Source organism: Imperialibacter sp., from assembly GCF_048007035.1.
Classification (GTDB): domain Bacteria; phylum Bacteroidota; class Bacteroidia; order Cytophagales; family Cyclobacteriaceae; genus Imperialibacter.
This window is the reverse complement of record NZ_CP180355.1, coordinates 2385166-2405327: the sequence shown is the minus strand read 5'-3', so window position 1 is coordinate 2405327 and position 20162 is coordinate 2385166. Positions and strand designations below refer to the sequence as shown.

At 47.0% G+C, this 20162-nt stretch carries 4 protein-coding genes; all 4 read left to right on the top strand.

The features are described 5' to 3' along the window. Window positions 1-19 precede the first annotated feature (19 nt). Window positions 20-9238, top strand: a complete 9219-nt coding sequence (locus ACMVP2_RS10400; protein WP_416867652.1) for an FG-GAP-like repeat-containing protein — start codon at window positions 20-22, stop codon at window positions 9236-9238. A 136-nt stretch (window positions 9239-9374) separates the two neighbouring features. Continuing rightward, complete coding sequence (locus ACMVP2_RS10395; protein ID WP_416867651.1) at window positions 9375-13361, top strand: ATP-binding protein; 3987 nt, start codon at window positions 9375-9377, stop codon at window positions 13359-13361. Between the two features lie 152 nt (window positions 13362-13513). Next, on the top strand, window positions 13514-14644 hold the full coding sequence (locus tag ACMVP2_RS10390) for a right-handed parallel beta-helix repeat-containing protein (protein ID WP_339785753.1): 1131 nt from the start codon (window positions 13514-13516) through the stop codon (window positions 14642-14644). 20 nt (window positions 14645-14664) lie between these two features. Further along, complete coding sequence (locus ACMVP2_RS10385; RefSeq protein ID WP_416867650.1) at window positions 14665-20103, top strand: T9SS type A sorting domain-containing protein; 5439 nt, start codon at window positions 14665-14667, stop codon at window positions 20101-20103. Window positions 20104-20162: the final 59 nt, after the last annotated feature.

Here is a 20162-nt window from a genome sequence, read left to right as displayed (position 1 = left end):
ATTTCTTCCCGGGTTTACTATGCCTTCACCGAAGTTCTATTTTCCTACTGGCCGGACACTGCTAGTAGTGTGTGTCCTATTTCTGTTTTCTACACAGGTTTTTTCACAAGCAGTTATTTCTTCTTTTACCCCTGCTTCAGGTCCGGTGGGTACAACAGTAACTATTTCCGGGGCGAATTTCGATGCGACATTCTCCAACAATACCATCTACTTCGGAGGTTTAGCTGTTGCGCCGACGTCCGGCAACGCCACCACTCTGACATTTGACATACCCGCAGGGGCAGCTACTGTTTCACCTATCATAGTCTTGAACGGAATCACAGGCCTGCAAACTAATTCGTTGCACACTGTGGCTTCTGGTGAGAGGCAGTTTGTCGTTACTGCTTCGCCAACTTATTCGCCTTATTATTCATCGGTATCCACTCAGTTGCTAACGGTAACCTATCCACAGAAAATTCTATCCGCAGATTTTAATGGCGACGGAAATGCTGATATTGTTACAGCCAATACTTTTGACTCCCAGGATGGGCACCTAAGTGTGGCTCTGGGTACAGGTGCAGGTACGTTCGAGAGTTTTAATGACTACGTATTAACCAATGCTACTGACATTACGAGTCTGGCTCTCGGAGATTTTAATGGAGATGGCATTTTTGATATTGCTGCTTCAGACCTGAATCCGGGCAATCAAATAGAAATTATGTATGGTGCAGGTGATGGCACTTTTACAAGCGGTTCGACCATAGATTTGACATCGGCGGCAGTCAATGCAGCCAATATGGATGTAGCTGATTTTGATAATAATGGTTATGTGGATTTGGTTTTTAGTACCATTGATGCCGAAGCTGTTGTTGTGCTATTAAACAATGGAGACGACACATTTTCCAGTGCAGCGCTGCATGCCGTGACTGGCGAGGCCTTGGATGTGGTTACCGGTGACTTCAATAATGACGGGAATGCCGACATAGTGAGTGCCAATCAGACATCCAACGGAATCCATATATTACTGGGAGATGGAGTGGGTGGATTTAGTGGAGCCACTTTCTTTGATGTATCCTCTGGTACGCCACAAGAGCTGGTGACAGGGGATTTTGACAATGACGGCAACCTCGACATTTTAACCAGAAACTTTGCATCGGTCAGTTTATTCCGGGGCCAGGGTGATGGGTCATTTGTACGAAACAATACATCTGTTACGCTCTTCCAACAGGCCCTTTCTGTTGGCGACTTTAATGGTGATGGTATTTTGGATATTGCCATGGCCAATTCAACAAATGATGAAGTTGAAGTTTATCTGGGAAATGGCATAGCAAGTTTTTCGCTAAGCACCACTGTTGTTTCCGGAACGGACATCGCATCCCTTACCACTGCCGATTTCAATTTGGACGGAAAAGCAGACATTGTTGCGCTCGACCGCACTGAGGAAAAAGTATATGTTCACTTGTGGTCGCCCCGGCCCCTGGCGGTTGTTGCAGCGACCCCATTTATCAATGAAACAAATATTATTGCGAGTGATGACATCATTATAAATTTTGATGCAGTGCTTGATGGAACAACGTTAAACGCTACCAATATTCAGGTAATGGGGAGCAAATCAGGTCTTCATTCTGCAGTCTACTCAGGCGGAGGCACTACTAGTTTGACCATCAATCCGGATACCGACTTTTTTGCCGGTGAAAAGGTAGCAGTGACCATAACCGACGGTGTGCTTGGTGTTTCTCTGGAGTCGGCCGTCCCGTATACGCTGTCTTTCACGATTGAGACAGGCCCTTTTGAAGGTGCATTTATCAAGCAGTCAACTGCCTTAGAGGGAGTTGTAGACGGAGCGGCAAGCTGGGCAGACTTTGATGGCAATGGATATATAGACGTGGTGGTGAGCGGTTGGGATTTTGGATATGGAGCCGCAATTACTAAGGTCTTCAGTAACTCTGGAGCTGCTTTTGAAGATATCGGAGCTTCTCTTAGTGCAGCTTATGAAGGAAGTACTGACTGGGGGGATTATGACAATGATGGCGACCTTGATTTGTTCTTAACAGGCTTCGGTGATGTAGAGGGGTTTCCTATTGCCATTCTTTACAATAACAATGCCGGAACATTTGAGGTGGCTGGTGGGCCATTTCAGGGGGTATATTTCTCAGAAGCTGATTGGGGAGACTTTGATAATGACGGAGACCTGGATCTAGTCGTCCAGGGTCAAATCCAGGTCACCCCGAATGTAAGTACGACTACCATATATAGAAATGATGCAGGTACTTTTACCGATCACAGCGCTGGTTTAACAGGTGTTCGAACAGGAGGAGTTGCTTGGGGTGACTATGACAACGATGGGGATCTCGACCTCGTAAGCAGCGGCTATACGACTGGCAACGCTTCCGAAATAACCACAATTTATCGAAATGATAATGGAGTGTTCACAGATATCGTAGCTGGACTTCAAGGCAAGAGCTATGGAAAAGTAGCCTGGGGTGATTATGATAATGATGGAGATCTTGATCTGATTGTTTCTGGGTCCGGCGTCGACAACGCCCCAATTATCTATAGAAATGATGCTGGTTCTTTTGTGGACAGTAATGCAGGGCTGCTGGAGAATGCAGAAGGAGAATTTGCTTGGGGTGATTATGATGGCGACGGAGATCTTGACCTTGTCATCAATGGATCTGGCGAAACTAATGACCCAACAACAACTATCTACATCAACAACTCCGGAACTTATGTGAATTCCGGGATAAAGGTTGATAACTATCTTTATAGTACTGCTGATTGGGGTGATTATGACAACGACGGTGACCTCGACCTTTTGATGACGGGAACAGACGACTTCAATGGGGGAAGGGTTGCCTTGTATAAAAACACAGTTGCTCCACCAATGATCTACAACGCCACAAACGTAACTACTGCGGGTTTTACCCCCAACCTGATTGCACCGTCAGGAGCAGTAGATCTCATCGTTGACGTATCGACAGATCCAGCCTTCGGATCATTTTTACCGTCAGGTCAAAATATTAGTGTCGGCATATCAGGAGTGGTGGATATTGGCGTGACACTCGTTGCAGGGACCCAGTATTTTTATCGGGCAAAAACGGATTTTGGAGGGGGAATAGAGAGCACTTACTATGTGTCCAACGGGTTTATGGTGAAGCAGGGGAATGCCTTGCCATTTACCGTAGATGATTATGTTGAGGTGTTCGACAATCCATTATTGGAACCCGCAGGCGATTTCACGATTGAGTTCTGGTTCAGAACAACTTCGTTCGGGAATGAACGGGTCTTCATAGAGAAGGGGACTGCTGACGCAGAATACTCAGTCCGGCAGTTGATCGGAGGCGAAATAGGGCTCAATGTAAATGGCGGAAACATGCAAACCATTGGTACCTACTCCGACGCTTCCTGGCACCATGTGGCCGTTGTTTACCGTGGCAATAACGATGGAGCGATCTATGTCGATGGAATTGATGATACGGACGTAGGATCTATCGCCCTTGGCACACCAGCCTACTCATTTGGGCGTTTGAATATCGGAGACCGGAGATTTGGCGGAAGCTTCAATATTGAAGGAAGCATCGATGAAATAAGAATCTGGGATGATGAACGCACGCTGAGTGAGATTAATCAGTACAAATATGCATCACTGATTGGCAGTGAGGCTGGGCTACTGGCCTATTATCGCTTCGATGAAACAACGGGACTTGTGTTGCCTGACTTGTCAGGCAATGGTTTGAACGGAAGTCTGACTAACATGGTCGGCAATGAATGGACAACTTCAGGAGTGCCTGATCCGCCAGCGCCAGCGGCTCCTACCGATTTGATTGCCTACAAATCCACTGGCACTGAGATCACCCTGGAGTGGACTGACAATTCGATAGACGAGCTAGCTTACAAAGTCGAGCGGGCCGACGATTTTGGGTTCACCGTTAACGTTGTTGAGGTAGAGAATACTTTGGCTGTAGATGCAAATTCCTATGTTTTCAATGCAGGTGCTAATCAGGGGTATTTTTTTCGGGTCACTCCAATCAACGGCTTCGAAAACGCCGGAAGCGAATCGCAGGTGGAGTTTGGTACTACTACAGCATTCCCTGGCTTTGCACTCAACCTTGATGGAGTGGATGATCAGGTTATAATCAACCACCAGCCGGATTTAAACTTTGTTGAAAATGATTTTACGCTGGAAGCGTGGGTCTTTCTGACGGCAAACATCAATGAAACCATTTTGTCGAAAGGAAATGGTAACGGAGGAGGTAATCCGGATGTATTGATACTTCAGGTTCAACCCGACAGGTCATTAGGCCTTGAGATGGCCAATTCAAGCTTAACAAGCGAGTGGCATTTTTCGGATCCAGGTGCAGTTCCACTCAGTTCCTGGGCACATGTGGCAGTGAGTTTTAATTCCACAACTCGTGATGTAGCATTTTTTGTGAATGGAGTAGCTGCAGGTACTGCCAATTATTCCATCGTCCCCTCGAGTCATGGTGACACAAATCCTTTATTCATTGGCAAACAGGGATTTGGCTGCAACTGTAATTTCTTCGACGGCAGGGTCGACGAAGTTAAAATATGGAATTATGAAAAAACAGATTTTTCCGATCGATTGTCCCGGCCACAAGGCGATGAGCCTAATTTGATAGCCTACTACCCCATGGACGAAAACCTTGGCACCAAGCTAGTTGACAGGTCAGCAAAGGTCAATAACGGAGACCTGGTCAATGGCCCTACTTTTATTAAGTCGTCCGTTGGACAACGACCGTTCATAACCACTTGGGTGACGACCGATGGTACCATTACTGTACCCACGACCGGCTCGGGCTACAACTATGACATCACTTGGGCCAACCTTACTACGGCATTTCAGGGTGATGGTTTGATAACAGGGCAAACAGGCGATTATCAGATAACTGGGTTGACCAATGGGGATACCTATCAGATTGAGATTACGGGAGATTTCCCTAGAATTTATTTTAACAATGGAAGTGAGGGGCAAGAGGTTTTAAAAATTCAATCTATTGAACAGTGGGGTGATATCGTCTGGAGCAGTATGGAAAGAGCCTTTTGGGGCTGTAGTAATTTGACCTCTGGTGCTATCGATGCCCCTGACTTAACAAACGTTACAAATATGGCTATCATGTTTGGTAGTGCTTCAAGTTTTAATGGTGACGTAACCAATTGGGATGTAAGTAACGTGACGAATATGTTTGTGGCATTTGAGTTTGCCACTTCTTTTAATCAAAACTTAAGTAACTGGGATGTAAGTTCTGTAACGTCAATGACAGGTATGTTCTCCGGTGCGTCTTCGTTTAATAATGGAGATGCAGCTGGCGTTTCAGCCACCCCTTTGAACTGGACAATGGGTGCAGGCGTGACATTGAGTATGGACAATATGTTCAAAGACGCTACTTCATTTAATCAGGACCTGAGTAGTTGGGATGTGAGCGGTGTAGCTGATATGTTCTTTATGTTCAATAACGCCGCTTCATTTAATCAAGACCTCAGCTTGTGGAATGTTGCTAGTGTAACCTCCATGGCCAACATGTTCACCGATGCTAGTTCGTTTAATCAATCGCTTGGAGCCTGGGATATTTCTAATGTAACCGCTATGAACGGTATGCTTGACAACTCGGGGCTCTCTGTTGCTAATTATGACAATACTCTTATTGGTTGGGCTGCTTTGCCTATTGCGAACATAATAGACCTTGGCGCTTCCGGATTGATATACTGTTCGGCTGCTTCAGCCAGAGCTTCTCTTATTTCCGGTTACACCTGGACTTTCACTGGCGACAGTCAAAACTGCCCGCCAACGATTGACACCAATACCGGAATTGCTTTAAATGAGGGAGCCAATCACATTATTCAGCTATCGGAGTTGAGCGGAAGCGATCCTGATGTTCCGGCTGCGACGACTTTGGTGTACAACCTAATTAGTAGTCCGGTTTTCGGATCTGTTCAATTAAGCGGGAGTGCTACTACAAGTTTCAGTCAGCAGAATTTGATTAACGGCACCGTAAGCTATCAGCACGATGGAAGTGAAAACTTTATTGACGGCTTTGCTTTCACACTTACCGATGGATCCAACACCACAACTACAGTCTCGGTTAATATTACCATCGTCCCGGTCAACGACTTGCCGACATTTACGTTTTTCACCAACGCAATTACCACTGCCCTTGAAGACACAGAAGTGCAGACTACACTTGCGCAATTGTTAGCCCAGGGAAACGAAACCGACGTAGACGGCACTGTGATGGGATTCAAAGTAACAGCCGTTACCAGCGGTAGCTTGAAAATTGGAGCAAGCGCAGGCATTGCTACCCCGTTTGTAGCTACCACTAATGATGTTATCGATGCAACAAATAATGCCTATTGGACGCCGGAGGGAAATGTAAACGGACCAGGTATAGGAGCAATGGAGTTATTGGCCGTCGACGATGGTGGTGGAGTATCGGCTACTGCAGGAGTGATCGCCAGTGTAAATGTTACAGCAGTGAATGATGCTCCGGTGTTTGTGGAGCAAAGTTTTACAACTGTTGAGAATGATGCAGCCTTTGAGGCGCAGCTGGTATTTAGTGATGTGGATTCGGATCCATTGAGCTTCTTTATAGCGAGTGGCAATACAGGCGGTACTTTTGCTGTTGACCCCAGCACTGGTTTAATTACAGTAGCTCAGGTAGTGGGTTTAGACTATGAAACGACTCCTGAATTTCAGCTCAATGTTGGCGTGACCGATGCGGTGGATTCAGTGGTTGCCATAATTACTATCCAGCTTACTGATGAGCCTGAGGCCCCCGTTGCTCTGGCTGGCAGCAATGTGACGACCTTTGGCTTTACCGCCTATTGGAATCAATTGTCAGGGGTTGACGGCTACCGCCTTGAAGTAGCTACCGACGCCCTTTTTACGACCAGGTTGACTGGTTTTGATCCAAAGGAACAGACTGATACAACAGTTATTGTAACTGGCCTGTACCATGCAAGTAGCTACTACTACCGGTTGAAGGCCTTTGCAGGAACAGCTGAAACGGCCTACTCAAATACCATAGAAGTAAAAACGCTCCATTCCGCAGAGCTAACATCTGACTCCACAGCTTTGGTGAAGATCTACGATGAAATGGGCGGTGCAGGCTGGACAAATTCAGCAAACTGGAAAGCAGCCCAGTTGAGAGGTTGGTCGGGCGTTGTTGTAGAGAACAGTCGTGTGACGGCTGTCAACCTTGCCTCCAACAACGTGACGGGCGCTTTCCCAACGCTGACCGGCACCGAGCTAAATGCTTTAATACAACTCGACTTGGCCAATAACCAAATCACCACGGTGCCAGCCAATGCTAACCTGGCAGCACTGCAAGTATTGGATCTGTCTTCCAATCAACTGGACTTTGGCTCCCTGGAGCAGTTTGCAGGAGTAACGACGTTTAGCTACTCACCGCAAGCGGACTTGTTTACCGCAGTTGACCTGCTTCAGGAGCGAGGAGAGCCTTTATCCATTGACCGGACAAGTGCGGGGGCTTCAAACCAGTATCAGTGGTATAAAAACGGAACAGCCATCGATGGTGCTACCGGGCCGGTGTACACGATAGCCTTTCCAACATTTGCTGAGGAAGGAAGCTATACAGCTCAGGTTAGCAACACCCAGCTGCCCAACCTTACGTTGACCACGCTTCCAATAACACTTCGGGTAAGCTCATTGGAACGGGACAGGCTTATATTGACCGAGCTTTATAACCTAACGGGGGGCGATAGCTGGAATAATAATACAAACTGGAACACAGCTGACATAGCGAGCTGGTTTGGGATCACAGTAGCGAACGACCGTGTTACAGGCATAACCCTTCCGTCCAACAATCTGGTAGGTGAATTGCCACTACGTCTCGGTGACATGCGAAGGCTGACAGCTATCGATATCTCCAACAATGAGGTAAGCAGCTTACCAGCTCTGACTAACATCATAGAGCTCACCACCTTTAATGTGAGCAACAACCGGCTACAGTTTGACGACTTGGAGCCCAACGTAGGTATTGCCAGTATCAACTACGCCCCTCAGAAACTGACCGGCCAGGCGAGAGACGAAAAGATAGCTGTGAACACAGCAGTAACAGTAGAGGTACCCGTTGGTGGTACAGCCAATAGCTACCAGTGGTACCGCAATGGCTCACCGATAGCAGCAGGAACCAGCAGCACCTATCAACTGGGCCCGATAAGGTATGAGAACATGGGAAGCTACGAGCTGGAGATAACCAGCAGCAAAGTGGCAGGGCTGACCTTGCGAAGCGAAGTACAAAGAGTGCTGGGCACGGCCATGATAACAGGCAGCATTATCGACCTGAACAACGCTAGTGTTGCCAATGCAAATGGTGCATTGCTGGGAGTAAAGACAGGTGCCTATGATACGACAGGTTTTTACACAAGTAGCGACAATGGTGTGCTTACAATCAACGATGTGGTACTGGGAGACTATCTATTGTACGGCGAGCAGGACAAACAAGTATACATCCCGAGTTACTACCGCAGCACGATCGACTGGGTGTTTGCTGATCTGATCCAGCTAAGAGACAATATTGGCGACCTGGTGTTGACGATGGTTAACGTACCGAGGGAATTGACGCCAGCAGATGGAGACAACACGTTCAAAGGTCTTTTTGAATCAGACTTTGGGGACACTGGAGGCAAGGTGCTTGACCGCAGCCGTGTGCAGGGAGCAGGCGTTAGTGTGAGCCGGTCACGGTTCAGAGCTAAGGACAATGAAGATGACTATGAGCTGATCGCCTATGTTCAGACAGATGAAACGGGTCAGTTTGAGATGAACAACCTGCCTGATGGAGACTACCGTGTCAACATTCAGTATCCGGGTATTCCGATGGATCCTACATCGTTTATCGACTTTCAGTTGGGGGGTGGCAGTGGTGTTGAGCAGAACAGCATCCGTATCAATGCGTTGGCTACGCCAACTAAGATTGTGGTGACCAAGGTGGAAGAGACAGGCATCTATCTGGATTACTTCAAGGGGCTGGTGGTGTATCCGAATCCAGCGGATGACTATATTACGATTAGGTACGAGAAGCTTGTAAAGGGCAACGTGTTCGCAGAGCTTACGGATTTGACCGGTCGGGCAATAATGTCGAAAGAGGTGCGGCCGGGAACCAACCAGCAGACGGTATTTGATCTGACGGATGTTAAAAACGGTCTATATATATTGAGATTTTTTGACAAGCATAGGAATGGAATAGAGATAGCCTCATTCAGGTTGATATTGAAGAAGTAGCCAGGAATCACATGCGATTCTGATTGGTAAATTTTTTTAACGCAAGTAGTTGTATTTCAGTATATTATGCGCTAAGTTCTAATCTGTTATAGCTGCTCAGCCGATAATTTGCACCTGCAATCTAACCTTCGATCGTATGAAACTTGCTTTCAGAGGTCTCATGGTACTCATCATTTTTTTTAGCTGGCAAAACCTTTTTGGGCAAAGCCGCAATGAGATGGGGATTCCACTAATAACGAATTTCAGCCATAAAGAAACTGGCGGGCACGCTCAAAACTGGGCCACGATTCAGGATGAAAAAGGAGTGCTGTACTTTGCCAATACCAATGGGGTTTTAGAGTTTGATGGCGTTCGATGGAGGATAATTGAAACTAAAACCGGCCTGTTTTTCTCTCTCGCTAAGGATGAAAATAATAGAATTTTCGCTGGCGGCTACGACGAAATCGGCTATCTGGCACCGGACTCAATCGGGCAAATGCAGTTTGTATCCCTCAAGTCTGAGGTGGGGGAGGAAAATAAGGATTTTAGAAATATGCGAAGAACCTTCTCGACTCCTGAAGGGACTTATTTTTGTGGGTATAGTCACATTTTCCGGTGGGATGGGTCGAAAATGAAGACCTGGCAGTCAGGCGAAAACACATTTGGCATCTCATTTTACGTAAACAATGATTTCTATGTGCAGCAGCGAAATGTGGGTCTTCTGAAGCTTGTCGCAGACTCTCTGCAGCTGGTGCCGGGGAGTGAGAAACTGATGGACAAGCGATTCTATTTTATGCTTGGGAATAAAGCTGGTGGGGGCTTGGTCATTGGGACAGCAAATGATGGACTTTATCACTTCGACGGGAAAGAATTTTCAGTATTTCCCACTGAAATTGATGCTTCGCTTAAGGCAAGCCTGCTTTATCATGGCATTTGGTTAGAGGATGGAAGCATGATGCTAAGTACCATACTGGGGGGAACAGTAGTAGTTACAGGTGGTGGGGAGTTAAAATACAGACTTCATACTGGCAACGGGCTTCAAAATGATGCGGTTCACGCTGCATTTGTCGACTATGGTGGTGCCGTATGGTTGGCGCTCGACAACGGAATAAGTAAGGTTGACGTTGCATCTCCAATTACTCGTTTTGACCAAAAAAATGGTGTTCGTGGCATAGTGAATTCCATTATCAGGCATGACAATGAACTCTATGTAGCAACGGGCCATGAAGTCTCAAGAATGCGGAATGATATGGACGGCGCAATGTTCAGTGGCATTGAGGGGGCCAATAGTGCCTGGTCTTTTCTGACGATCGACCGTTCTTTAGTAGTTGCCACCGATTTTGGCATTAAGGTATTGACTAAAAGCGGCTTCGAGCAAGTTCCTGTAGCTCCTCAGGGATATCGCCAACTTTATCAATCTCCGCAAAACCCAGACATTGTTTACGGCGGCACTACCGATGGCGTAGCAGTGTTCGAAGTGAAAGGCGGAAAATGGGATAGTCTCGGAAAACTACCTGATGTCGGAGGGGAAATCCGCCGAATGCTGGGTGTGGATAGTATTCTTTGGATTAGCACCTTTCATCGTGGTATTTATCGACTGAAAACGGATTCGGGCTCACCGCTTGAGATTCAGGAGGCGCAGCTGTATGATACGCTGGGGGGCCTGCCCTCCATGGTTGAAAATTTTGTTTATCCATACGGAGGAGGTAAGGTTATAGTCACCCACCGTGGTATTTTTCAGTTTGATGCTGGGCTGAATAAATTTCGACCTGATTCTACTTTTGGAGATATGCTGGCCAATGGCTCTCATGCCGCCTATAGCTTTGAGGAAGGGACTGATGGTAGAGCATGGATACATGTATACAATCGTGATAAGAAGGTTAGGGATACTGGCTATGCAAAAAGGGGAGAAGATGGAAAGTACGCCTGGGTGAATAACGCATTTGCGGGATTGGAAGACGTCAACCTTTTTTATATCTATTCAGAGCCTAATGGCATTACCTGGCTGGGGGGCAACGATCTTTTGTTGCGACATGACAATAGTGTCTCCGTTAATTATGATAGAACTTTCAATACACTCATAAGGCGGGTTATCATCAAAAGTGATTCCCTGATTTTTGGTGGCAACCAGAAGGAAGAAGCAATGGTAGCCCCCAAATTGGAATTTCCGAACAATTTCATACGGTTTCAATTTGCGGCAACCAGTTTCGACTTTGCAGAAAAAAACGAATACCAAACTATGCTGGGAGGATATGATGAAGACTGGTCGGCCTGGACAACGGAGACACAAAAAGACTTTACGAACTTGTCTGAAGGGTCTTATACTTTCTATGTACGAGGGAGAAACATTTATGGTGTACAGGGCAAGGTTGATTCCTATTCTTTTTTGATCCTTCCGCCATGGTATCGCACCTGGTGGGCATTTGTCATTTACCTGGCGTTGTTTGTGGGAACGATACAGTTGACTATTCGTCGGCGCTCCAAACAACTTAAAGAAGAAAAATTGGTGCTTGAACGCATTGTAGCACAGCGAACACAAGAAATCGAGCAAAAGAATGCACAGCTTGAGGAGCAGGCCAGGCAGCTTCAGGAAATGGACAAAGTGAAATCTAACTTCTTTGCCAATATTTCCCATGAGTTTCGAACACCGCTCACCCTAATACTTGGCCCGCTAAACGATCGGGCGGATGGCAACGATGCAGTGATGCCGGGCAGCGTGCTGAGCATGATGAAGTCCAACGCCGACCGGCTTTTGCGATTGATCAACCAGCTTTTGGATCTGTCGAAGCTGGAGACCGGCTTGCTGAAGTTAGAAGCTGCAAAATATGATTTTGTATCATTTGTGAAAGGGCTGACCAGATCATTTGACTCGCTGGCAGAGCGCCGGGGGTTGACGTTGTCTATTTACTCGGAGGTAGACTCGCTGGACATTTTTTTTGATGTAGACAAAATTGAAAAAGTCTTTTTTAATCTAATCACTAACGCAATTAAGTTCACAGAAGACGGCGGAAGCGTCAGTTTGACCATAAGAGAATTACAAGAATCCGTCGAAATTGATGTGGCGGATTCAGGCATTGGAATCCCTGAAGATCAACTGAAAAATATTTTTGAGAGGTTTTATCAGGTAGATAGCTCAATAACTAGATTTCAGGAAGGTTCAGGGATCGGGCTGGCGCTGACCCGGGAACTTGTTGAGCTTCATTATGGGTCAATTAGTGTCAGAAGTACCAGAGACAAGGGTACAGTGTTTACTGTCAAATTGCTTAAAGGAAGCGCTCACTTTGGGAAAGACGAAATTGTTGCAGAAAAAGTGACCGCCGATGTTGCCACAAAGCCGGCTAAAAGCAAAGTTTTGACAGAGACTGGCATAGTGGCTGACGATGGCCGCCTTGTCGTGCTGGTAGTTGAAGACAATCCGGATGTGAGAGCCTATATCAAAAGCCAACTGGAGGGACAATTTAGAATTCTTGAAGCAGGCGATGGAGAAGAAGGGTTGGCTATGTCGAAAGAAAAGGTACCCGATTTGATCATCAGCGATGTAATGATGCCGGTCATGGATGGGTATACGTTGACGAAGAAATTGAAGGAACATGTTGGCACTTCCCATATTCCTGTTGTGCTTCTGACCGCCCGGGCCGACAGTGAAGATAAAATTGAAGGGCTTGTAACAGGAGCTGATGACTATTTAACCAAGCCATTTGACGGGAAGGAGCTGGCCGTGCGGATTGACAACCTGATTAATATCAGACAAAAGTTGAGGGAAAGAATCCGCCAGCAGGTCTTGTTGGAGCCGAGTTCAGTAGAAGCCATGTCAATGGACGAAACTTTTATCAGAAAAGCGGTGGCGCTAGTGGAGAAGCATCTGGCAGATTCGGAATTAAATGTAGAATGGCTGAGTGATGAAATGTCCATGAGTCGGATGCACCTCCACCGTAAGCTGAAGGCACTTACTGACCAATCACCCAGCGAGTTCATCAGATCCATCCGCTTGAAGCGAGCTCACCAGCTTATCCGGCAGAGGAGCGCCACCGTGACAGAAATTGCCTTTGAGGTGGGCTTCAATAACCTTTCTTATTTTTCGAAATGCTTCAAAGAAGAGTATGGTCTGCTGCCCTCGGAACTTGAGGAAAAATCAAGCCACTAGGAACTTCTGAGATTTTTTGGGCTATATGTTACATCTGTGTGAGTCCGTGTTACGTGGCTGTTAGCATGCAGGTATCTGAGGGCCGAACTTGTAGCTATGAAAAAGCCAAAAGGCTGATCATCAGCTCAAGTTTTTAACTAACTCTCAGGATCATGAAAACCTTTTTTAAGCAAAAAAATGGGCTTGCCTTTCTTTTGGGGATGCTCATGACTTACTTCGGAAGTGCTCAAAACATTTTGACGGCGGATAGAAACCCGGGGGCAGTAGCCGTGCCGGGTGCTGTTTTTGTTGGTTCAACAGCTCTGCAGGACGCCATTGCGGCGGCGGCGGATGATGACATTATTCACGTAATACGGAGCTCCAGCAGTTATGGAGCAATCACTATTGACAAGCGACTTAATATTTTTGGAATTGGGCTTTTTCCGGATACTGATGGCTCCAGCAGATCCTACGTAACTACGGTCGAGATAGCCGACCCGGCGGCAAGCGGTACCCGGATATCGGGAATGGTTATTTCCGCATCACTTACTCTCGGTGGTGTTGCCGGGACTCTAAGCAATTTGCTTCTTGAAAATAGTCAGATACTGAGAATTCAGCATGAAGGAAGCACAACCACACTCAACAACATCATAATTAGAAATAATTTGCTTGGGCATGGAATTGGCACTTCAACGGAGGAAACAATAGACTTATTGGCGGGGTATGTTTCCAACGTGGTTATTGCAAACAATGTTATTTATGGTTCAAGTGGTTCAGATTGTTGCAACGCACAGCAGGGGACACTGACAACAGACCTCAGCACCATCGAAAACAATTTGTTCATACACAACGATGGGATCAGTAGCGGCTGGTTCGCTTTCGAAGAGCTCAGAAACAGCATAGTGAAAAACAACATTTTTTACGGTATTGGGCCAAGGGGAAAAGTGGTACTTTCCAATAACACTTTTGAAAACAATTTGAGCTTTACCAGCAAGGCCACTCAAGGATTTCTCACTACTGGTGGCAACACAAGTGTTAATAATATTACTGGTCAAGACCCTCTTTTTGTCAATGTCTCATTTGGAACGGGAGTTCCCTCTCTCTCAACATTTGACCCAACCCTGGATACGGGCTCACCTGCTCTTGGCTCAGGCACCAATGGCACCGACATGGGTGTGTATGGAGGCCCAATCCCTTTTAATTTGGAGGGCACTTTAATACCCACCATTCAGGTGCTCGATGTTCCTTCTATGGTGATTGAAGGCAATGACCTGAATGTGCACATCCAGGCCAAAGGAAACTAGTACAGCTCATCCCGAAAAAGATGAAAAGGCTTCTTTCCATTCTGGGGTTGATATCCTGTGCGCAATTTGGGCTGGCACAAGCGCCGCAAATAGCGGCCATGGAATACTATGTAGATGCCGACCCAGGTTTTGGTGGTGGTACCAGCGTTTTTTTCACACCCGGCGCTCAGGTGGATTTTAACTTCACCGTGCCCACTGGCTCGCTTACACCAGGCATGCATACATTGTACGTTCGCTCAATGGATGAGAACAACGTATGGAGTCATTTTGAAAGAAGAGCTTTTTTTATCAGTCAATCCACAACCGAAACACGCAACAACATAGTAAGTATGGAGTATTACCTTGACTCTGATCCTGGTCAGGGTAATGGAACGCCGGTGGCGGTGACGCCGTCCGCTGATGTCGATGTTTTTGAGCTGATCCCCACGGCGTTCCTTAGCTCCGGTTTTCATAACATCTATTTCAGGGTGCAGGACGCATCCGGCCAGTGGAGTGCAGCAGAGCATCGGCCATTTTTCGTTAGCCAGTCGACCAGTGAGGTTCGAAACGACATTGATGCCGTAGAGTATTTCATAGATGTTGACCCGGGTCAGGGCAACGGTGTGGCCGTAGCAGTAACACCATCCACAGATGCAGACCTGATAGAGCAAATCCCAACAACTTCCCTAAGTGCCGGCTTTCACACGGTTTATTTCAGGGTGCGTGACGCCTCCGGTCAGTGGAGCGCTACGGAGCATCGGCCATTTTTCATTAGCCAGTCGACCAGTGAGGTTCGAAATGACATTGATGTCGTAGAGTATTTCATAGATGTTGACCCGGGTCAGGGCAACGGTGTGGCCGTAGCAGTAACACCGTCCACAGATGTAGACCTATTGGGGCAAATCCCAACAACTTCCCTAAGTGCCGGCTTTCACACGGTCTATTTCAGAGTGCGTGATGCCTCCGGTCAGTGGAGCGCTACGGAGCATCGGCCATTTTTCCTTAGCCAGTCGACCAGCGAAGTTCGAAATGACATTGATGCCGTAGAGTATTTCATAGATGTTGATCCGGGTCAGGGCAACGGAGTGGCCGTAGCGGTAACACCATCCACAGATGTAGACCTGATGGAGCAAATTCCCACGACTTCCTTAAGCACTGGCTTTCACACGGTCTACTTCAGAGTGCGTGATGCCTCCGGTCAGTGGAGTGCGACGGAGCGCAAGCCATTTTTCATCACCACCTCGAGTGTTGAGGGTCAAAATACCATTACCTCGTTGGAATACTTTTTTGATGTGGATCCGGGGCATGGAAACGGTTTGGCGCTGGCCATTTCTCCGGGAACCCAGGTTAATGCTGCTGTTCCCATACCTATTGGATCACTTTCTCCCGGGATGCATACGCTTCATATCAGGGCCCTGGATGATAGGGGGCAGTGGAGCCATATTGAATCAAGACCCTTTTTTAGAGACGGGACAAGGCTGATAACTACTGTTGAATACGCCATAGATACAGACCCCGGCGTGGGTCAGGCCACACAGGTGGTTGTAGCTTCTCCCCAAAATCCCATTGATGAAAATGTCAGCATACCTATTGCCGTCAATTCGTTAAGTAGTGGCAGCCACAATCTCTTAACGAGGGTAAAAGATGGAAATGGAGCCTGGAGCTTAACAAATACTACTGCCTTCGAACTGCTAAGTTTTTCTCTTATGATAGACAGTGTGGCCCTTGATTCTATTTACAGGAAAACGGCTGGAGCAAGTTGGGCAAATAGCGCCAATTGGTACAATGTTGACCTCAACACCTGGTACGGAATAGACACACTGGGAGGCAGGGTGCAAGCGGTGAGCTTGGGCAGTAATAATTTGGAGGGCGGTTTCCCCTATGAATTGGCCTACTTATCTGAAGCAGTCAGTATTGATCTGTCGGATAACTTTTTGGCAGACAGCGTCCCTGAGCAGATAGTGAATTTGCAGGCGCTGACCAGTTTTAATATCAGCAACAACGAACTTACCCACTTGCCCGACATGAGCTCACTCGGGCTGCTCTCCTCGCTTGATGTGAGCAACAATCGATTCACCTTTGAAGATTTAGAGCCAAATGTAAGCATTATAACCGTCAATGCAGGACAGAAGCCATTCGGTCTGAGCCAAACAATTGGACTAAATGCTGGAGATAATCAAACATTGGCCTTTGAAGTAGGTGGAATAAGCAACGAATATCAGTGGGAGAAGGACGGGGAGGCTATTGTTGGTGCCACATCTGACACGTACGAAATAGCAGACTTTGGCCCACTGGATCTCGGTGTATATAAATTGAGGGTAACCAACACTGTGGTTACGGAGCTGACCCTCATAAGTGAGCCAATCACCATTACATCTCCAGCCTCGATACTTTCTATCACGACGAATGATATCAACCCAAATAACTTTTCTTCAGTTAGCTGGACTGTCACCTTTGACCAGCCGGTGACCGGGGTTTCTGAAGCAAATTTCTCTCTCGTCGAATCCGGCGTAGCTAGTCCAATCTTAACAGCTGTATCCGATGTAGATGGGGCCAATTGGCTCGTTGCAGCAGAATTCGGCGCAGCCGGGGGCACCCTGGGCCTGGATTTCACCGATAACACTGGAGTTTTGCCAGGCGTTATCAGCATCCCCTTTACTGGGGAAATGTATAGCATCGACAACATCCCGGCCACTGCTGACACCGTGATTGTGCAAAGCGGGCCCGTGAATCTTGATTCACAGTTATTAGACTTCGACATACTAAATGGAGAGATAGGAGCAACGTTTGAGTATTTTATTAATAGCGAGACGGACAGCAGTGCCCTGACAATAAGTGGAAGTGACACTATTTCCTCTGATCCAGAGCGCCTTACCGAAATAGATTTGGCCAACTTGGCCGACGGTATTTTCAGTGTTAAAGTTGTTTTAACCGATAGTCTTGGCAATCGGGGCGATACAATCAGCACCGAAGGGCTCAAAGACATTGTACCCCCTACAGCCACTTTGACTTACAGCCTGCCTCAGCCGTCAATAACAGGCGTCATACCTGTTGACGTCCAATTTTCAGAAGCAGTCACCAATCTAACAAGCCAGGATTTTGACGTGCTCAATGGCGTCGTGGATACAATTGTCCAAACCAACGCCTCAAATTATCAGCTTATCTTGTTGGTCAACGCAGACATTACGTTGTTGCAGGTAAGCCTTCAGCCGACAGGTGTGACGGACTTGGCAGAAAATCTCGCAGAAAATAGCAGTGTGCTCAAAATCCGGAAAATCAAGGATGGCGTCATCGCATCTGACTCCCTGGCCCTTGTAAGCCTGTATAATGCTCTTGACGGAGCTAATTGGGTCAATAATACTAATTGGCTTGCACCTGGCCAGAAAGTTGAGAACTGGTTTGGAGTAACGGCGTCTCTTTCAAGGATAACGGGCATTGATTTGGCTGCAAACGGCCTTAGAGGGGTTTTGCCCAATGATATTCTTGTGCTTGACTCATTGAAAATCCTCGATGTCAGCAATAATCAGATTTCCAGACTACCCAACCTGACTTCAATGACGCTTTCTACCACCAACGTTGCCAGTAATGTTCTTGATTTTGCCTCACTGGAATTCAATATGGGACTTGCTTCTTTCACGTTTTCGCCGCAGTCTGCGCTCCTTACTTTTATGGATACCCTTCAGGAGAGGGGAGAAAGCCTGATCTTGGTCCGCCAGGTCGGAGGAAGCGCAAACAATTATCAGTGGTTTAAAAATGACCTGTCATTAGAAGGTGCTGCCGGGTTCAATCATACAATCGATTTTCCAACATTTGCGGACGAGGGCAATTATTATGTGGAAGTTACCAGTAGCATCGTTCCGGGTTTGACACTCACAACTAAGCCGGTAGCACTCAGGGTGAGCTCCCTTGAGCGTGACAGGTTATTGTTGGAGGAGTTGTATAGCTTAACCAGTGGCGACGCCTGGATCAATAATTCGGGATGGAACACGGCCGATTTATCATCTTGGTTTGGTATAACCGTTGCCAGCGACAGAGTAACCGGGATTGACTTGCCCGCAAACAATCTTTCTGGTGACTTGCCGAAGTTTCTGGGAGATATGAGGAGGCTAACAAGTATCAATTTATCGGGTAATGAAATCACCAGCCTGCCAGTTTTGACAAATATCATTCAACTCACGATGCTCAATGTCTCGAACAACAGGCTACAATTTGACGATCTTGAGCCAAATATCAACATTCCCAGCCTGATCTATAGCCCACAAAAACTGGCCGGAGTGATGTTGGAAGAACTGGTACCAGTGGGCGCTGACTACTTACTCAGCGTATCGATTGGTGGCAGTGCCAATAGTTATCAGTGGTTCAGGAATGGCGTGGAGGTGGAGGAAGGCAATGCGGCAGAGTATACTATTGCCGGGATAGATTTCGCTACGATGGGCGATTACCAACTGGAAGTCACCAATTCCAAGGTTGCTGGCCTGACTATCCAAAGTAACGTGCAACGAGTTTTAGCGACAGCCAGCCTTGCGGGTAGGATAACAGACAAAAGCGAGCTCCCTGTCAATGATGCCTTTGGGGCACTACTAATAGTTAAGGCGGGCGCCTACGATACCACAGGTCACTTCAGAAGCGGGCCAAACGGGACATTTGTCATCGAAGAAGTGGTACTGGACGATTATCTGCTTTTTGCCGAGCAGGATATAGAAGTCTTTTTACCAAGCTTTTACAAAAGCACCATCGATTGGGCCTTTGCCGATCTACTTCAGCTCCGTGGCAATGTTGGTGAACTGGTGCTTACCATGGAGGGTGTTCTGCCGGTGTTAACCCCTGCAGATGGAGACAATACCTTCAGTGGATTATTTGAATCTGATTTTGGCGACGATGGGGGACGGGTGTTTGATAGAAAACGGGTAAAGGGGGCGGGAGTAAGTTTGAGTCGCTCAAGGTTTAGGGCGAAGGATAACGATGAAGGCTACGAGCTGATCGCCTATGTTCAAACAGATGAAACGGGCCAGTTTGAGATGACCAACCTGCCTGATGGTGACTATCGTGTTAACATTCAGTATCCAGGCATTCCGATGGATCCTACTTCTTTTATCGAGTTTCAGCTTGGCGGTGGCAACGGTGTGGAGCAGAACAGCATCCGTATCAATGCCCTGGCTACACCAACTAAGATTGTGGTGACCAAGGTGGAGGAAACAGGGATCTATCTCGATTACTTCAAAGGGCTGGTGGTGTATCCGAATCCAGCGGACAAACTCTTAGCAATCCGTTATGAGAAACTGGTGAAAGGAGATGTAACTGCGGATTTGATGGACTTAACAGGCCAGACGGTAAGAAGTGCCAGCCTCAAGCAGGGCCTTAATAAAGAGATTCTTCTTGACGTAGAAGACGTGAGAGCCGGTATTTATATTTTGCGGTTTTATGATACAAATCAAAATGGGCGATACATTCTCTCCCTGAGAATAATTGTAACGAGGTAGTTAGCTACACGTGAGCAAGACTTCAATTTTACCAATTAAGTAGTTTAAGTGATATTATA

Coding starts and splice junctions, on each gene's coding strand:
- ACMVP2_RS10385 (WP_416867650.1), top strand. CDS start 14,665: ATGAAAAGGCTTCTTTCCATTCTGGGGTTGATATCCTGTGCGCAATTT.
- ACMVP2_RS10395 (WP_416867651.1), top strand. CDS start 9,375: ATGAAACTTGCTTTCAGAGGTCTCATGGTACTCATCATTTTTTTTAGC.
- ACMVP2_RS10400 (WP_416867652.1), top strand. CDS start 20: ATGCCTTCACCGAAGTTCTATTTTCCTACTGGCCGGACACTGCTAGTA.
- ACMVP2_RS10390 (WP_339785753.1), top strand. CDS start 13,514: ATGAAAACCTTTTTTAAGCAAAAAAATGGGCTTGCCTTTCTTTTGGGG.